The following is a 16867-nucleotide window of genomic DNA, read 5'->3' as shown; positions in this document are numbered from 1 at the left end:
GGCCTCTTACGCGGGAAGGGTTAAGCAGCGATTACGTCGAGCGCCGAAGCGAAGAGACCGCGACCGTCGGAGCCGCCGTGTGCAGCCTCGATAAGGTTTTCGGGGTGCGGCATCATTCCGAGAACATTGCCTCTTTCGTTCATGACGGCGGCAATATCGTTGATCGAGCCGTTCGGATTGGTGCCCTCGGCGTAGCGGAAAACCACCTGGCCATCGCCTTCGATCTTGTCCAACGTTCCAGTGTCGGCGAAATAGTTCCCGTCATGATGGGCAACCGGGCAGCGGATGACCTGACCCTTGCCGTAGGCCCGGGTGAAGTCGGTATCCGCGTTCACCACTTCCAGCTTGATCTCGCGGCAGACGAACCTCAGCGATGCGTTGCGCATCAGGGCGCCGGGCAGAAGGCCCGCCTCGACCAGGATCTGGAAGCCATTGCAGACACCAAGAACCTTTACGCCCTTGTTGGCTTTCTCGATGATCGCCTGCATGACAGGCATCCGCGCCGCGATTGCTCCACAACGCAGGTAATCGCCATAGGAGAAGCCGCCTGGAATAACGATCAGGTCGACATCGGGAATCTGCGTTTCCGTCTGCCAGATCGTCACAGGTGCCTTGCCTGAGATCTTAGTAAGCGCAGCGATCATGTCGCGATCGCGATTGAGGCCCGGGAGCTGAACGACGGCTGATTTCATGGGTGCGGTTCAAACCTTGCTTGTGCTTCTGCCAGTTCTCGAAGTTCGAGACGCTTTTCTATGCGGTCAAGTCGTTCGTCATGCCGAACGGATGCCGTAGATGTTATAAATGTCTTGGTGCATCCAAACCATCGGATATCCCCCAAGGGAAACATCTATCTTGTCGGTACGCTGGTGCTTCTTCTTCAACAACTCGTACATGAACTCTTGCGTCACCGCGGCCATCGCACAATCTCCACAACCTTCAGTCGAGAGAAATGGTATAATTCTCGATAACAGTGTTGGCGAGTAGTTTCTCGCACATGGCCTTGAGGTTGTTTTCGGCCATCGCCTTGTCGGCGCCTTCGAGTTCGACGTCGAAAACCTTGCCCTGGCGGACATGGCCGACGCCGTCGAAGCCGAGCGCGCCGAGCGCGCCTTCGATTGCCTTGCCCTGCGGATCGAGAACGCCGTTCTTCAGCGTGACGGTTACACGAGCCTTGATCACTTTGTCTTCCCTGTCTTCTTTGACCGAATGTTTTATTTCACGAGGACGGGCCCCGTGCCGCGCACGGGTTCGTTCTCGTTGATGATGCCGAGGCGGCGTGCCACTTCCGAATAGGCTTCGAGAAGCCCGCCCAGATCGCGACGGAAGCGGTCCTTGTCCATCTTTTCCTGGGTGTCGATATCCCAGAGGCGGCAGGAGTCGGGCGAAATTTCGTCGGCGAGGATGATGCGCATCATGTCGCCTTCGTAAAGGCGCCCGCATTCGATCTTGAAGTCGACGAGCTGGATGCCGACGCCGAGGAACAGACCGGTCATGAAGTCGTTGACGCGGATGGCCAGCGCCATGATGTCGTCGAGCTCGGCGGGGTTGGCCCAACCGAAGGCCGTGATGTGCTCTTCGGAGACCATCGGATCCTCGAGCGCGTCCGACTTGTAGTAGAACTCGATGATCGAGCGCGGCAGGACTACGCCTTCCTCGATGCCGAGGCGTTTGGCCAGCGAGCCAGCTGCGACGTTGCGCACGACGATCTCGAGCGGGATCATCTCCACTTCGCGGATCAACTGCTCGCGCATGTTAAGCCGGCGGATGAAATGGGTCGGAATGCCGATCTTGTTCAGATGATTGAAAATGAATTCGCAAATGCGGTTGTTCAGAACGCCCTTGCCATCGATGACTTCGTGCTTTTTCTTGTTGAAAGCGGTGGCATCATCCTTGAAGAACTGGATCAGCGTGCCCGGCTCGGGTCCCTCATACAGAATCTTTGCCTTGCCCTCGTAGATACGGCGGCGACGGTTCATTGCGATTGTTCTCTGTCGTTGGCGCTCTGGGATAGCGCGAGTGGATCGATCTCGTGGCGTCCCCTTAAAGGAAAAGCGAGGGTTTCACAATCCGCCTGTCACTCCTTCCCCGGATTCCGGATTATCCGGAGCGCCGGCAAGAGAATCGAAAGGTTTCAAGAGCCTATTTTACAGGGTTTTGCATGATAACGGAACGACAGGCGGTGCCTGGTCCCGTTTTGCAGCTATTTATTTGGAGACGTATCCTTTGAACGGCTTGCGCAGGTCCGTCTGCGGGCCTCGGGCGTCAGCTTCGGTCTGCCGCCAGCCTGCGGCGCGCACGAAAGCAGGGATCTGCAACGCCGGCATAGGGCGGGCAAGCGCGTAGCCTTGCAGCATATCGCAACCGAGATCGGCGAGAATGCGGACGTGGTCCATCGTTTCCACGCCTTCCGCGGTGACCAGGATGTTCAGCGACCGCCCGATATCGATGATGGACCGGACCAGCTTTCGTTGCCCTGACGAATGCGGCACCATCCGCACAAGTTCCCTGTCGATCTTCAACGTCTTGGGGCTGAGCTTCAAAAGACTGACGATCGACGCATGTCCGGTGCCGAAGTCGTCGATTTCGATGTCGATGCCCAGCCTGCGCAACTGCCGCAAGTTAGCGATGACGGCCTCGTCGCAATCGTCGAGCGATATCGATTCAAGCAACTCGAATGCGACTGTTCCAGGCACGATCTTCAGCGCGCGAAGCTTCTTCCCGAGATTGGGATCGTCGAGGCGACGGGACGAGACATTGACCGCGATCTTCGGAATGACGACGCCTTCGCTTTCCCACCGGTCCCTGTCCGCCAATGCCTGTTCGAGAATGAGGCCGTCGATAGTCGCGACGACGTTGATATCCTCGGCAATTGCCAGGAATTTATCGGGCGTCATCAAGCCGCGCTCGCGATGCTGCCAGCGGGCGAGGGTCTCGACGCCGGCAATATCAAGCGTGCGGGCATGAAACTGCGGTTGGTAGAACGGAACGAACTCCCGGCGTTCCAGCCCGAGGAGAATATCGTCCGCAAGGCGCTTGCTGGCAATGATGCGGCGACGGGCGTCGGTGGAATAGAACTCGTGGCGGTTCCGCCCGCCGCTCTTTGCGCGATAGAGCGCGATATCCGCATTCAGGAGGAGTTGCTTCCCGTCGAGCGCTGAGCCGCTTCCCGTTGCAATGCCGATACTCGCACCGAAGCGGCAATCGTGGTTTTCGTAGCGGATCGGGCGGCAGAGTTCGCGGATGATTCGCTCCGCGAGGTTGGATATTTTCTTCGGTGTGACGTCGATCGTGCAAAGGACGACGAACTCATCGCCACCGATGCGCGCGACGAAATCGTTTGAGCGCACGTTTGCCTTGAGGACCGTTGCCGCATGTTGCAGCATCGCGTCGCCTGCGCGGTGGCCAAGCGTGTCGTTGATCTGCTTGAACCGGTCCAGATCAATATGAAGCACCGCCAGCGTCAGGTTGTCGCGGCGGCATCTTGCGGAATATTCGTCGAGCATACGGTCGAGATAGCGGCGGTTCGGCAATCCGGTGAGGTAATCGTGTAGTGCAAGATGCTCTATGTTCTCTTTGGCAGCCTCGAGATCGAGGTTGCGGGCTTCGGCAAGGTCTTTGGCGCGTTGAAGTTCGGCGTTCAGAAGGGCTTCCTCCGTCACGTCCCAATTCGCGCCGATCAGCTTGCGGCGGCCATCGCCATCGATGAAAAACGCGCTCTTCGCGCGAATGACGCGTTCTGCACCGTCCCCACGGATAATGCGAAACTCGTGCTGGAAGCCGCTATTTCGCTCTACGTTCTCGGCGATTGTCGCAAACACGCGTTCGCGGTCGTCGGGGTGGAGTGCCTTGGCCCAGGCGTCGCCAGCAGTCTTCCGCGATGGCTGCTCTATGCCGTATATGGCAATCAGACGAGCGTCCCACTCAACGGTGCCCGCGTCGATATCAGCTTCGAACACGCCGATGCTCGAAATATCGAGAGCAAGATCGAGTCGTCGCGACATGTGAGCCAGCCGCTCCTCGGCTGCCTTGCGCGCTGTTATATCCGTATCCGTGCCGATAAGCCGCGCCGGCGCGCCTCGGTCGTCCCATTCGACGCAAGCGCCCCGGCATTCTATCCAGACCCAATGGCCGTCCTTGTGGCGTTCCCGGTACTCGAAAATCTGATAGTTCGGATCGCCGGCATTCTGGCGTTCGATTGCTTCGATGACGAAGTCCCGGTCGTCCGGATGGATCAGCGCGATCCACGTCTGGTAGTCGCCATCCGCTTCCTCCTCCGGAGCCATGCCGCGTATGGCTTTCCACGTATCGGAATAGTATCGCGTACCAAGACGAAGATTGTGGTCCCATACGCCCAGCCCTGAGCCGACAAGAGCGTAGTTCCAACGGCTCTCTCGTTGCACAAGTTCACCAGTCGCCACTCTCAGAGCCGCGTTGCGGGATTCGGTATCCGCGGCGTTGTCTTTTGCAATGACCCGTTTGTCCGGCTTCGTCTGCTTCAATTTGTACACTCGCTCGGCTAGCGCGTGTCAGTGTGCTTTTGTTGAATTAAATTGCCATTAATTTAGAGAATGAAAATAGCCAAACCTTTTCATGTAGATGGGGAACGCGCGTTATCGCTTTGTTTCCCTTCGCTCTTTGCGTCCTTTTGCAATGCGTTCGGCGACTTCAATCGTCGTGCGATCGTACACCTCGTTGGTCATCTGCTTGCTGCTGTGGCCAGCAACTTTAGCGACATCATCGGTGGCGACTGCGGTCTGACGCCCCTCGGTGATTCCGGACGCACGAAGGTCTCGTGCCCAAACATTGATCTTGATGCCCGCTACTTTCTTATCGAGCTTCCACGCCGCTCCCAGCACCCACCGATACGGCCTGCCGCGACAGGCACTCATAATTCATATCTGTCGCGCCCCGAAAGGCAGCTTTGCGCCGCCAATCGCGGTCATTGCGGCGACTTGAGCGCGAAGCTATGTATTGCGGCTGTACGCATCAGCCCTGGAGAAACAAAATTATCAAGATAATGGTATTGCTGCACAGCGCCGTTGGCGTGGACTGGCAGTCTCCCCCAAAAGGCACGAGCCTGAAGACTTTGAGCGAAGCCGAAGAGCAAGGCTTCATCCTTGTCCGCGGGGAATTTCAGAAGCGACAATTCCGTCTGACACAACGCGGCTTCGAATATGTTGAGCGCGACAAGCGGCGTCTGGAAGCTCGCAGGCTCTAAGCCGATCTCGTCACGCTGGAGCCAACGACGCACTCCTTTTAACCGCTTAAGAAATTTCACGCGGATAAGCCGTTATGGCTCGATCGCGCCGCCAGGAGCAGACATTGCGGTAGCCCGTGCGGTTGCCAGAGACCCCTATTCAAATAGCATCGGAGTGACGAAATTGAAGGTCGAAATTTCAGAATGGTCGCCGATATGGGGCGAGTAGTTTCAGCGATTGGGAGCCGAAATTCGCGCTTCACTCGGCAACAGAAGCGAGAGAGGTGGCCAGACAGGCGCGGCCATCGCCTCGCTCTTAGAAGGTGACATCATGAAGTTGATCAGTTTACCTAAGCGCGCTAAAGTAGTATAAATTTCTTCGTAACTCTTGAGCTCGGACCTAAGCCCGACCTCACGCGACTCACCGAAATCTGATTGCTTCTACCTGAAAAGGCCGAGATTGCTGTCGGAATCCTCGCCGTGACACCGCAGGTTTGCGGCGCGATCTGTAGATGACCGCCCTAGCATTTCGGATACATCGAAGGAGAGAAATCATGCTGCAAAGACACGTCCTGTCGCTCGCGATCGGCGTTGGCCTCACGAGTGCCTGTCTTCTTTTCGTTGAACCTTTGGCGGCTGCGGATCAAGAACCGTGGCCCAGCACCAAAGTTGGAGAGCCCACCCCGAAGGTCGAGGGGATGCCGTCCGAGTTGGCAAAACTCCTGGCTAACTTTGACGACCTCGATTTCCGCGTCTACAGCGGCCAGCAGTGGGAGGACCTTCATAAGAGCCACGGCAAGGACATCATCGTACACTATCCGGACGGTCACACCACCAAGGGCATTCCGGATCACATCAAGGAGCTGGAGTTCATGTGGACATTTGCTCCAGACAACCGGATTACCGAACATCCTGTAAGGTTTGGCACAGGCGACGCCGAGTGGACTGCTGTGATGGGATTTCTTGACGGCACCTTTTCTAAGCCTATGACCCTGGCGGATGGAACGGTTATTCAGCCGACAGGGAAAACCTACCATCTACCCATGGCAACGCTAGGGCGTTGGAACAAGGAAGGTACGATGGATGAAGAGTATCTGTTCTGGGACAACGCAACCCTCATGACGCAAATCGGCGTTGGTAAATAGAGACTACAACGAATTCCGGCGTAAGCGGTGTGCCGCTCGCAGCTTGTCAGTAAATCGTAGATTCGATGGCGAGGAATCGCTGCCTTACAGGGCAGCTGGTGATAGGTTCGTCATCATGGCAACTAAAATTGCAAACACCGAAGCGCGGCCTGCTCTAGCGCGCCCGCGAAGTCTGGCCGTCGCTTTGCCACATGATCTGATGCGCGGCGGCAGATAACGCAAACGTCCGCTCGGGGCCGACAGGTGACCACTACGTCGCGGCGGCAATGCGCGACCTTCGTATGCCGAACGTCTCAAAGAAGATGCTTATCCGAGAGCGCTTTGAGCGACGCAGATTCTGTCGACCAGAGCATCGAGTTCACCCCTTGGCGGACGGCTTTTGTCCAGGCGCTGCTTGAGGTGCATGATCGGATCAGCTAGGATTTCATCCAGGCTATCGGCGCATGTAAAGTCACCCGCAACGCGCTTGACCTTCGAATTGTCGAAGGTCGCAGTCCAGACCTTGTCGCCGATCAGCGGGCCAACCCAATCCGGATTGTACTTGATCAGGGTGTCCGTAGGTACGTGGACGATCTTAGCCTCTACACCCAGCAGCCTGGCGATTGCCTTTTGAATATCGTCCCAGATGTGCGCGCGATCGGAGGTGATGTGGAAAATGTCGCTTAGGGCCGCCTGCTTGCCGAAAAGTCCGACGAAAGGCACCGCGAAATCGACCGAGCGGGTCAGTGTCCAGGGCGTGTGGCCATCGCCCGCCACGATGGTGGGCTCGCCATCCAGCATGCGTCTCGCCATGACGTCGCTGTCGCCCATCATGATCGGCAGGCGCGTGCGAACGGTGTGGCTCGGGCGGACGATCGTCCAGCCCAGATTCATTGATTTCTTGAGCAACTCCTCGCATGCAATCTTAGCTTGGCTGTAGGACCAGTAGGGATTGATCGCCGGTGTCTTCTCAGTAATTACATAGTGACGCGCGGGCTTCTCATAGACCGAGGCCGAAGAGATGAAAATGTACTGACCGCAATTGCCCGCAAACACCTCGATGTCGCGCGCGACCTGATCTGGCGTGAACGCGATGAACTGACACACGACGTCATAATTGGCCTTGGCGAGATCCGCGTAGGCCGTCGAGCTAAGTTGGCCGACGATCGAGGTCACGCCCTCAGGCACCGGTTCGTTTCTCAAGCCGCGGTTGTAGACGCTGACATGATAACCCTGGGCAACCGCACGTTCGACGCATGGATAAGAGATTTGGCCGGTGCCGCCAATGAAAAGGACTTTCAAACCCATGTGGGGACCTCAGTATCTGACGGACGGGATCTACAATCACTCTTCATAGCTCGAAAGAACTTGAGCGTCTCCCGCGAAATCTCGTGCACCCATGATCGCGGCCGTTTGCGTGGGAGTGTCCGCCAACCGAATGGGGCATTGGCGCAGTAGCTTATGAATGTGCAGAAGCCCGGTGCCGGAGGGCACCAACACCGGGCCCGACCAGCGAGTGGGTTCGCCGACGCCCGAGCGACCGAAACGGGAGCCGAGATTGAATTTCCAGCCCGCATGAGACCCGCCTTCATAGGCCGTCGCCTGCAGGCGGGACAGAAAGGCGCGGAACTGGATCATTCTGCTGGGCGTCTACGGCTCGTCAGATCAGCCGGCTTGCACGAGCCTCATCCTTGGAATGCAATTGATGACGGAATCTTGAAGTTAAGATGTGTTCATTTCAGCATCTCCGGCACTATCTGTCTCGAGAGCGCTTGCGGAATGCAGTGGGCAATATCGGGAGGATAAAATGGGCAACTTGGGGCGCTGGTGGCTGGTTGCTATGCTTGCTGCAACCACTGTCGTTTCAGCATGCAGCACCACTTCGGACACTTCGTTGACGACCGGTTCGGTCGGATACGGTCGTCACAATGCGGATTACGCCCTCCGGCCCGCTTGCGCGGGCGGATTCGGCAATGACCGTCCTTGCAGCTACTGAGGCCATTTTGCTCCAACTGCCAAAGACTCGACTTTGGGTCTGGGGGGCGGCCCGAGAAGTCTCTGCAGTTGCTATATCTGACGGCTCGCGAACGCGGGAGCGCATACGCGCGGCAAAGACCAGTAAATCGTGATCGGTCAGGCACAGGAAATGTAGCAACATGCAATAAGTTCAAAGCCTTAAGTTTAAATCGCCATTAATTTCGGTGGGTGCCGTGTTTTTAGCTTGTATGGAAAGCCTGTCGGGTAGGGCGGCGCTGGGCTACCCTACCTGCTTTCAGATCGTGCGCAGGAATGTTACGGTTTTGTCCCGCTGTCCGATGGTGCCGCCGGTGCTGCGGCTGGCGGCGTGGCCGGCGTCATCGGTTCAGGCGTAGGCTGCGTAATTGGGGGCTTCGTCGATGCCGTAGTTGCCGGGTCTGTTCCGGACGAGCCACCCCATTCAATCCATGCGAAGGCAGCCACTATAATAGCAGCCGCGACGGCAATCCACGTGCCCCACATGCTGCCGCGACGCGTTAACGGAGGGGTGGTTCGTAGATCAGGCTCTCTGCTAGGATCGTAAGTCATTAGGATTCCTCCATGTTGCAATGGAATATTAAATCCACAGGTGAGTTTTTGTTCCATCGCGAGGCATTTGGTGCATTGCGGATCCGAGCCGCAAATATGAGAGCCCGGCGCCAAGTAGCGACGCCGGGCTCATTATTTCCCGCCAGCGAGTTGAGGTTGAACGCCGGCCGAGCAGCGCTACAGGAACAACGCCACTGTTGTATCAATGAGGATCAAGCCACATTGTTCCCTAAATGAAAGTGCCCGGTGCTAGGGCGAGCACCGGGCCTTTAGGGGCTGCTAAAGAGGGCTGTCGCAGCCCGCGCGCAACGTTTGTTTGGGGCATGCGTTGCGAATGTAAAACGCAGAATGACCGTATTAGTTCCCTAGCGCCAGTAAGTTTGGCTCTCGGCGTAAGATCTCCCGATGACGTATCCAACTGCGAATGCTAGCGCTCCAATGGCGAGCACGACCGTCGTCGCCGCGTTTGGGTGATCCGTCGCGCCGACAGCGAGTGCATTCGTTTCACGCTTCAGTGCGTCTGTAGCGGTTTGCGCGACCCTGCGAATTCCCTCAGTCGGTTCGAACGGGGCTCCGGTAAAGCCCGCCTTTAGGTTTTCTGCCATGATGGTCTCCTCGTTGCTACCTAGCTAAACTGGCCGGGCCGAGATGTGTTCCATCGACGATTTGGAGTTCGTGTTTCCGCACAGCTTTCAACCAAGACGGAGGCATCCGTAGATGGGAACCGTCCAGAAGGTGACTGGGAGCAGCTGAAAGTCGTCAAAGAACCTGGACCGGATCACGGCACGCGCGGGCACCTCGATAGCAAGATCTGCACCCGCCGCTACAGGTTTTTATTCTAATGTCTGACAGGTCCCACTTGGCGGCCTCCTGCCCTACATATAAGGCAGGGAGGAAGAGCTATGGCTCAGGATTGGCCCATGTTCATCATGCAGTGCATTGTGCTGATAGGTCTGGCTGGCGCCTTCTGTATTCGCGGCGAAGGCGACTAGGCGGAATACGCCTCTACATACCGTCGCAGGCAGCCGCTCGCGTATGACCGTATGCCGCCGCCCTACGGCTGCAGACGGCTGAGGAATTGTGCGAACACCATCGTGCCTTCGGGCCATGGTCCATGGCCGGACTCAGCGTTGATGTGGCCGGACTCGCCTGCATCGATAAGAAGTGAACCCCAACTTGCGGCGATCTCGTCGGCATGTTCGTAGGTTCCAAAGGGATCGTTGCGGCTCGCGACCGTCATGGTCGGGAAGGGCAACGGCTCGCGAGGGTAGGGGCCGAAGGTCATCAGATGCTTGGGGCGTATGTCGGGATTGGCAACGTCCGGTGGTGCCACGAAGAACGCGCCGGCAATCTTGTTGCGAAAATGCGGGATAGCATGAATGACGGATGGCACGCCGAGCGAATGGGCGACCAGCACGACGGGCCGTGTCGATGCATTCACCTCTTCGGCAATCCGTGCCACCCAATCGTCACGAACAGGCTTCGACCATTCAGCCTGCTCGACGCGGCGGGCAGTGCTGAGCTTCGCCTGCCAGCGGCTCTGCCAGTGATCGGGACCGGAGTTCGTGTAGCCGGGAATGATGAGGATATCGGCGTCTGAAGCTTTCATGGTGCCGCCGATTTGAGAAAGCTTGACGGCAAAGTCAAGGGAAAGCAGGACAAGCGCGCCGATTTTTGTTATCCTTCCTCCAGTGCCGGTTGCGTTTTTGTATCGGCTTTCGCCGATGCCTTCGCCGCCGGCCAACTTGGCTGAGGAGGAGAAAGCAATGACGGCATTTCATGTCATGTCCGGCGCGAGCGACCTGTATGCGCGACCGGTCGTCAACAAGATCAGCATTGCAGATATTTTCGACGCGCTGCGGCGCGGATTTGATGATTTTCGAGAAAAGCCGTCACATTACGTGTTTCTGTGCCTGATGTATCCGATCGCCGGCATCTTTCTCGCACTCGCCACGTCGAGCGCCAATCTGCTGCCAATGATCTTTCCTTTGGTGGCTGGCTTCGCTTTGATCGGCCCGATCGCTGCAATCGGTCTCTACGAGATCAGCCGACGTCGGGAAGCCGGAATGGACACATCGTGGACGCACGCGTTGGAGGTGACCCGATCGCCCGCATTTCCGTCGATCGTGACAGGGGGGCTTATGCTTTTCGCCTTTTTTGTCGTTTGGCTTGTCGCAGCACAGACATTGTATGCGAATGTCTTCGGCGATGTCTTTCCGAGGTCGATTTCGGCGTTTTCCTCGGAGGTGTTCGGCACGCCGCAGGGCATGCAACTGATGGTCTGGGGCAATCTGCTCGGTCTCGGCTTTGCGATCATCGTTCTTGCGACCACCGTGGTCACATTCCCGATCCTGCTTGATCGCGACGTCGGGCTTGTTGCGGCGATGGAAGCGTCGGTGCGCGCCACGATCACCAACCCGATACCTGTCTTCTGCTGGGGCCTTATCGTTGCTGTGTCCCTGGCTATCGGAACAATCCCGGTCTTCGTTGGTCTCGCGCTCGTAATCCCGATCCTTGGTCACTCCACTTGGCATCTTTATCGGAAGCTGATTGCACTACCGGTAGTCTGACGTCGTCGCATCAGTCGCGCAAGAAGGCCGCTGCGGCGAAAGCATCCAGGCAGAAACGAAAAACGGCGCCACGAAGGGCGCCGTCCGAAAGCTGATTACTTGATGTCAGGTCAAGCATTGCCGAATACACGCTTGAAAATCGTGTCGACATGCTTGGTGTGATAGCCGAGGTCGAATTTCTCGCGGATCGCCTCCTCGGAAAGCGCTGCGCGAACTTCGGCGTCGGCCAGCAGTTCTTCAAGGAAGTCCTTGCCCTGTTCCCACACCTTCATCGCGTTGCGCTGGACAAGGCGGTAGGAATCTTCGCGGGATACACCTGCTTGCGTAAGGGCAAGCAGAACGCGCTGGGAGTGAACAAGTCCGCGGAACTTGTTCAGATTGTTCATCATGTTCTCGGGATAGACGAGCAGCTTGTCGATAACGCCGGTCAGACGGGCAAGCGCAAAATCAAGCGTGATGGTGCCGTCCGGTCCGATCATGCGCTCTACCGATGAATGGGAGATATCGCGTTCGTGCCAAAGTGCCACGTTTTCCATGGCAGGCAGGGCATAGGACCGCACCATGCGGGCAAGACCGGTAAGGTTTTCGGTCAGCACCGGATTGCGCTTGTGCGGCATGGCCGAGGAGCCCTTTTGGCCGGGGGAGAAATATTCCTCGGCTTCGAGCACTTCGGTGCGCTGAAGGTGGCGGATTTCGGTCGAGAGACGCTCGATGGACGATGCCACGACGCCAAGCGTGGCGAAATACATCGCATGACGATCGCGCGGAATGACCTGGGTAGAGACCGGCTCTGGCTTCAGCCCAAGAGCCGCCGCGACATGCTCCTCGACGCGCGGATCGATGTTGGCGAAGGTGCCGACGGCGCCCGAGATCGCGCAGGTTGCGACTTCCTCGCGAGCCGCCAAAAGGCGCTGCCGGCAGCGTTCGAACTCGGCATAGGCGAGCGCCATCTTGACGCCGAAGGTGATGGGTTCTGCGTGGATGCCATGCGAGCGGCCGATCGTTACGGTGTCCTTGTGCTCGAAGGCGCGGCGCTTCAGCGCCTCCAACAGCTTGTCGATATCGGCGATCAGGATGTCGGTTGCGCGCACCAGCTGTACATTGAAGCAGGTGTCAAGCACGTCCGAAGACGTCATGCCCTGGTGGACGAAGCGTGCGTCGGGGCCGACGATCTCCGCGAGATGTGTCAGGAAAGCGATGACGTCATGCTTTGTGACGGCTTCGATCTCGTCGATGCGGGCGACGTCGAAGGTCGCTGCACCGCCTTTTTCCCAGATCGTCTTGGCGGCCGCCTTCGGAATGACGCCCAGTTCGGCAAGCGCATCACAAGCGTGAGCCTCAATCTCGAACCAGATGCGAAACTTGGTTTCGGGCGACCAGATGGCGACCATTTCGGGTCGGGAGTAGCGCGGGATCATGGCTTCCTGCTTTCGTTCACCAAAGGAGTTCTGGCGCCCCTTTAGCAAAGACGGGCGGCAATCTCAACGCATGCGTTTCGCAAGCGCAAAACTCGTCGCCAAAAGGCAGACCAGACCGAGGGGCAGGAACAGCCGCAAGCCCAACACCGAGAACTGGTAGACGGCGCTGGCACTGGTGACCAGAAACTGAAACACCCATGTAAGTGTGCCGACAGGCGCGTGCCACCGCGCATAGAAAAGGCGATAGTCCATGGCGAACAGAAACGCCGTCATAAGCACTGTCCCGACAGCGAGCGTGACGAAGAAGGCTGCGAAGCGGGTTTCTATTGGCCTTCTGTGAGCAAGGAAGCGGCCGACGGGAAGCACAAACGGCCAGGCGAGCAGACCCCCCGCAAAATAGAGGATCGCGAGATCATCGACATGACCCGTCGCCATTCTATTGCGCAGGTAGAGAGCAACCAATGCCGATAGCAGCATCTGGGCGCCCCAGAGCGCGGCGCCCGCGATCAGGTCTGGGTAGGGCGGCCGCGCTGCCTTGAGCCGCTCCGATATCAACGGCAGGCCGCTTTCGCCATCACTTGGACTGGCCCTCAGCTGCGCTGCGCAGCGCATCGATAGCCACCTTGTAGGCTTCTGGTGCACCGCCCTTGAAAATCGCCGAGCCGGCGACCAGCACGTTGGCGCCGGCTTTGCCGATCAGCGGTGCGGTCTCTACCGTCACACCACCGTCGACTTCGAGGTCGATCGGCCTGTCTGCGATGAGTGACTTCGCGGCGGCGATCTTGTCCGCCATTGCCGGAATGAACTTCTGGCCGCCGAAACCGGGGTTTACCGACATGATGAGGATGAGGTCGATGTCATCAAGGACGTTCTCGACAACTGAGAGCGGCGTTGCCGGATTGAGCGTGACGCCCACCTTCTTGCCGAGGTTGCGGATGGTCTGCAGCGAACGGTGAAGATGCGGGCCGGCCTCCGCATGAACGGTTATCCGGTCGCAACCCGCCTTGGCGAAAGCTTCGAGATAGGGATCGACCGGCGCAATCATCAAATGGCAATCGAACGTGGCGTCTGTGTAGCTGCGAAGCGACCTAATCACATCGGGACCGAAGGAGATGTTCGGAACGAAATGACCGTCCATGACGTCAAGGTGGATCCAGTCGGCACCGGCTGCCGTTACGTCGCGAACTTCCTGGCCAAGCTTGGCGAAGTCGGCCGCTAGGACGGACGGCGCTATGCGAATGGGCTTAGTCATAGTGTGTCTCCGTTAAAGTCGCCTGAGCCGGCAAGCGCTACTGCATTGGTCCATCCGGCGCAACGAATGCCCCGGCGCGCCATTGCAACAGCTGGTAGGGGTTGTCGGCCAGTTCATGACCGGCATCGAATACGATCCGGCCGATAATAGTGTCGAAGGGCATACCGCCGAGGTGCTGAGCGACCGGTCTATCGTCGGCCGCCGCATCCTGCGCGGCCTTGGTTGCAATTTCGACGGCGGCATATGCGGGGAGCACATAGCCTTCCGGTTCGACACCGCCGGCGCGAAGGGCAGCCACGGCCGACGCTGCCTCTGCGCGCGTCGCGTATTCGGGTAAGGTCACGGCAAGGGTACCCTCGGCGAGGGCGAGAGGTTGGTCTGCCGCACGCATGGCGTCGCCGCCAAGCAGATCCAACTGGATCTTTTCAGCTTTGGCATCGCGTGCGATGATGGCGACATCGCTTCTGTCGCCGCCGACGAAGACTTTGGCTGCGCCGGCTTTCCTAAGGCGCCTGACAAGGGCGACCTGCTGTTCCTGACCGGGGCGGTAGGTATCGGTGAAGACGGGTTTCAGCCCGTTTTCCTCAAGCGCGTTGCGGATTGCCTCAGTCAATTCGCGACCATGGATCGTGCCGTCTTCCACCAAGGCGATCGGGGCAGATGCCCAATCGCGCAGAATGACCTCAATGATCCTGGCGGCCTCCGCGCCGTCAGCGGGAGCCATCCGGAAAAGCGGCCATCCGTTCTTTGCTGCATCCTCCATGAGAATGCGGGACCGGACGGACACGGTGATGGCCGGAATGTTGGCGTCCTTGAGCTTTGGAAGCGCGCCTTCGAGCGTTTCGCTGCAGAGGAAACCAACTGCCACTTGCACCTTCGCCGCGATCAGAGCATCTGCGATCGCTGCGCCGCTGTTTTCCTCGCAGGTTTCATTGATCGTGACGATCGTATTGCCGTCCAGGGCAATTCTCGCGCCGGCACCTGCGGCGACTTGTGCGCCCAGAGCCGCGAAATTGCCGTCATGCGGGGAAACGACGCCGATCGTCACGCCGGCTGCATGGCATTCGCCCGCTGCCAGAAGCAGCATCGGCAGAAGTCCTAAGCCACGCGAGATATTCATAAACGATGCACGCCCCTGCAGTTTGTCCTGCTCTTTTATCCGTACGGTGTCGATCGTCAAAGAAAAACGCGCGAATTGGCGGGTTTTCGCATGGTGTTTGTAGAAAAGGTAACCGATCACCGTCATATAGAGGAAAGTTGCGAGCCGGCGGCGCCGGGGAGGAGTGCTTTTGTTAAACAGACAACCGATCGATCCGGGCCTTTACCGAAATGCGATGAGCCGCTTTGGCGGCCACGTTCAGCTCGTCACGACGGCTGTCGGTGACCAGTTGCGCGGTGTTACCATCACCGCGGCATGCTCGGTATCGGACAATCCGGCGACGGTGCTCGTTTGCCTCAACAACAGCAATCCGAAGAACGATATCTTCTTTCGGAGCGGGATTTTTGCGCTGAATACCTTGGGCGCCCATCACCAGGCCTTGGCTGACGCGTTTTCCGGCCGCACCCAGCTCAGCAATGAAGAACGCTTTGCCACGGGCAAATTCGACAAGCTCGTGACCGGGGCACCCGTTCTCCACGATGCGCTTGCCTCCTTCGATTGCCGCGTGACGGAGATCAAGGAAATGACCACCCACCACATCATTTTCGGCGAAGTGGTTGCGGTGCGTTTTGATGAGGCGAAGCCCGCGCTTCTCTATATGAACCGCGACTATCACGCGCTATAACCTCCTGAAAAGGGAGGAAGCATGCCGGAACAAGTCCATCTTCATCCGTCGCTGCCGTCATCGATCGACCAGACGATCAACATGCTCGGCGATCAGAACTATCTCGCGGGGCGGGCGCTCGCGACGGTGATCTTCCTCGCATTGAAAATGAGGCGTCCGCTCTTTCTCGAGGGTGAGGCCGGTGTCGGAAAGACCGAAATCGCAAAGGTGCTGGCAAAGGCGTTGGACCGGCCATTGATCCGCCTCCAGTGCTACGAAGGGCTCGACATTGCCTCGGCAGTCTATGAGTGGAATTATCCGGCGCAGATGCTGGAGATCCGGCTGGCCGAAGCGTCCGGCCTTACGGATCGGGACCGGATCGAATCCGACATCTTCTCCGAACGCTATCTCATCCGACGGCCCGTCCTGCAGGCGCTTTCGTCCACGCAGGGGAAGTCACCGGTCTTTCTGATCGATGAACTGGACCGGACGGACGAAGCATTCGAAGCCTATCTTCTTGAAGTGCTTTCCGATTTCCAGGTGACGATCCCCGAGCTCGGCACGATCAAGGCAGCCGAGCCGCCGATCGTTATCATTACGACGAACAGGACCCGTGAAGTGCACGACGCGCTGAAGCGGCGTTGCCTCTACCACTGGGTGGATTATCCGGACGCAGCCCAGGAGCTTGAGATTATCCGGCGGAAGGTGCCGAACTGCAGCGAGGCACTCTCTGCCCAGATCGTGGCCTACGTGCAGAGGCTTCGCACGCTCGATTTGTTTAAGAACCCGGGTGTTGCAGAGACCATCGATTGGGCAACGGCCCTGACCGAACTCGACCGGCTGGCGCTTGATCCGGAAACGATCTCGGACACGATCGGAACGCTGCTTAAATATCAGGACGACATATCCAGGATCCAAGGTGGCGAAGGCACGAAGGTGCTCGATGACGTGAAGAACGAACTGCGGGCGGTCGGTTAG

Annotated in this window: 19 protein-coding genes; 4 read left to right on the top strand and 15 right to left on the bottom strand. The window is 58.2% G+C overall.

Annotated features, from left to right (window positions below; genetic code table 11):
• Window positions 1-20: 20 nt before the first annotated feature.
• The 7 genes from purQ to AC1DMK_RS02895 form a co-directional block, all read right to left on the bottom strand.
• On the bottom strand, window positions 21-692 hold the full coding sequence (gene purQ / locus AC1DMK_RS02925; RefSeq protein WP_037061338.1) for a phosphoribosylformylglycinamidine synthase subunit PurQ: 672 nt from the start codon (window positions 690-692) through the stop codon (window positions 21-23).
• 78 nt (window positions 693-770) lie between these two features.
• Complete coding sequence (locus tag AC1DMK_RS02920; protein WP_477857019.1) at window positions 771-917, bottom strand: hypothetical protein; 147 nt, start codon at window positions 915-917, stop codon at window positions 771-773.
• A gap of 19 nt (window positions 918-936) precedes the next feature.
• Window positions 937-1179, bottom strand: a complete 243-nt coding sequence (gene purS, locus AC1DMK_RS02915; RefSeq protein ID WP_037061340.1) for a phosphoribosylformylglycinamidine synthase subunit PurS — start codon at window positions 1177-1179, stop codon at window positions 937-939.
• A 32-nt stretch (window positions 1180-1211) separates the two neighbouring features.
• Window positions 1212-1976 (bottom strand): phosphoribosylaminoimidazolesuccinocarboxamide synthase, encoded by a 765-nt coding sequence (purC, locus tag AC1DMK_RS02910; RefSeq protein WP_037061342.1) that lies wholly within the window; start codon window positions 1974-1976, stop codon window positions 1212-1214.
• 228 nt (window positions 1977-2204) lie between these two features.
• Complete coding sequence (locus AC1DMK_RS02905) at window positions 2205-4418, bottom strand: putative bifunctional diguanylate cyclase/phosphodiesterase (protein WP_477857263.1); 2214 nt, start codon at window positions 4416-4418, stop codon at window positions 2205-2207.
• 192 nt (window positions 4419-4610) lie between these two features.
• On the bottom strand, window positions 4611-4889 hold the full coding sequence (locus AC1DMK_RS02900; RefSeq protein ID WP_477857017.1) for a hypothetical protein: 279 nt from the start codon (window positions 4887-4889) through the stop codon (window positions 4611-4613).
• A gap of 50 nt (window positions 4890-4939) precedes the next feature.
• Window positions 4940-5278 (bottom strand): hypothetical protein, encoded by a 339-nt coding sequence (locus AC1DMK_RS02895; protein WP_477857016.1) that lies wholly within the window; start codon window positions 5276-5278, stop codon window positions 4940-4942.
• Between the two features lie 473 nt (window positions 5279-5751).
• On the opposite strand from AC1DMK_RS02895, the gene AC1DMK_RS02890 reads away from it, so the two are divergent.
• A complete protein-coding gene (locus AC1DMK_RS02890; RefSeq protein WP_477857014.1) occupies window positions 5752-6342 on the top strand; it encodes a hypothetical protein in 591 nt (196 codons plus the stop codon).
• Window positions 6343-6648: 306 nt separating this feature from the next.
• Here the strand turns inward: AC1DMK_RS02890 and AC1DMK_RS02885 are convergent, their stop codons facing one another.
• From AC1DMK_RS02885 to AC1DMK_RS02870, 4 genes are all read right to left on the bottom strand, one after another.
• Window positions 6649-7629 (bottom strand): SDR family oxidoreductase, encoded by a 981-nt coding sequence (locus tag AC1DMK_RS02885; protein WP_477857013.1) that lies wholly within the window; start codon window positions 7627-7629, stop codon window positions 6649-6651.
• 36 nt (window positions 7630-7665) lie between these two features.
• Entirely contained in the window at window positions 7666-7959 is a 294-nt protein-coding gene (locus AC1DMK_RS02880; RefSeq protein WP_477857011.1) for a hypothetical protein, read from the bottom strand.
• A gap of 1292 nt (window positions 7960-9251) precedes the next feature.
• Window positions 9252-9491 carry a hypothetical protein gene (locus tag AC1DMK_RS02875; protein WP_477857009.1) on the bottom strand — a complete coding sequence of 80 codons (240 nt, stop codon included), beginning with the start codon at window positions 9489-9491 and terminating at the stop codon, window positions 9252-9254.
• 449 nt (window positions 9492-9940) lie between these two features.
• Window positions 9941-10495, bottom strand: coding sequence for an RBBP9/YdeN family alpha/beta hydrolase (locus AC1DMK_RS02870; RefSeq protein WP_037066424.1), 555 nt, complete (start codon window positions 10493-10495; stop codon window positions 9941-9943).
• A gap of 157 nt (window positions 10496-10652) precedes the next feature.
• On the opposite strand from AC1DMK_RS02870, the gene AC1DMK_RS02865 reads away from it, so the two are divergent.
• Complete coding sequence (locus AC1DMK_RS02865) at window positions 10653-11456, top strand: DUF2189 domain-containing protein (protein WP_477857007.1); 804 nt, start codon at window positions 10653-10655, stop codon at window positions 11454-11456.
• A gap of 110 nt (window positions 11457-11566) precedes the next feature.
• Here AC1DMK_RS02865 and purB read toward each other — a convergent pair whose 3' ends face one another.
• The 4 genes from purB to AC1DMK_RS02845 form a co-directional block, all read right to left on the bottom strand.
• A complete protein-coding gene (purB, locus tag AC1DMK_RS02860) occupies window positions 11567-12874 on the bottom strand; it encodes an adenylosuccinate lyase (protein ID WP_037066419.1) in 1308 nt (435 codons plus the stop codon).
• A gap of 63 nt (window positions 12875-12937) precedes the next feature.
• Window positions 12938-13429: a hypothetical protein gene (locus tag AC1DMK_RS02855; protein ID WP_037066441.1), complete on the bottom strand. Its 492-nt coding sequence runs from the start codon at window positions 13427-13429 to the stop codon at window positions 12938-12940.
• A gap of 19 nt (window positions 13430-13448) precedes the next feature.
• Window positions 13449-14126, bottom strand: coding sequence for a ribulose-phosphate 3-epimerase (gene rpe / locus AC1DMK_RS02850; protein ID WP_477857005.1), 678 nt, complete (start codon window positions 14124-14126; stop codon window positions 13449-13451).
• A 37-nt stretch (window positions 14127-14163) separates the two neighbouring features.
• Entirely contained in the window at window positions 14164-15246 is a 1083-nt protein-coding gene (locus tag AC1DMK_RS02845) for an ABC transporter substrate-binding protein (protein ID WP_037066439.1), read from the bottom strand.
• 169 nt (window positions 15247-15415) lie between these two features.
• On the opposite strand from AC1DMK_RS02845, the gene AC1DMK_RS02840 reads away from it, so the two are divergent.
• A complete protein-coding gene (locus AC1DMK_RS02840; protein WP_037066414.1) occupies window positions 15416-15910 on the top strand; it encodes a flavin reductase in 495 nt (164 codons plus the stop codon).
• 21 nt (window positions 15911-15931) lie between these two features.
• Entirely contained in the window at window positions 15932-16867 is a 936-nt protein-coding gene (locus tag AC1DMK_RS02835; RefSeq protein WP_037066412.1) for an AAA family ATPase, read from the top strand.

The organism is Rhizobium sp. 05L419 (assembly GCF_056397845.1).
This window is presented reverse-complemented; position numbering and strand designations above follow the sequence as displayed.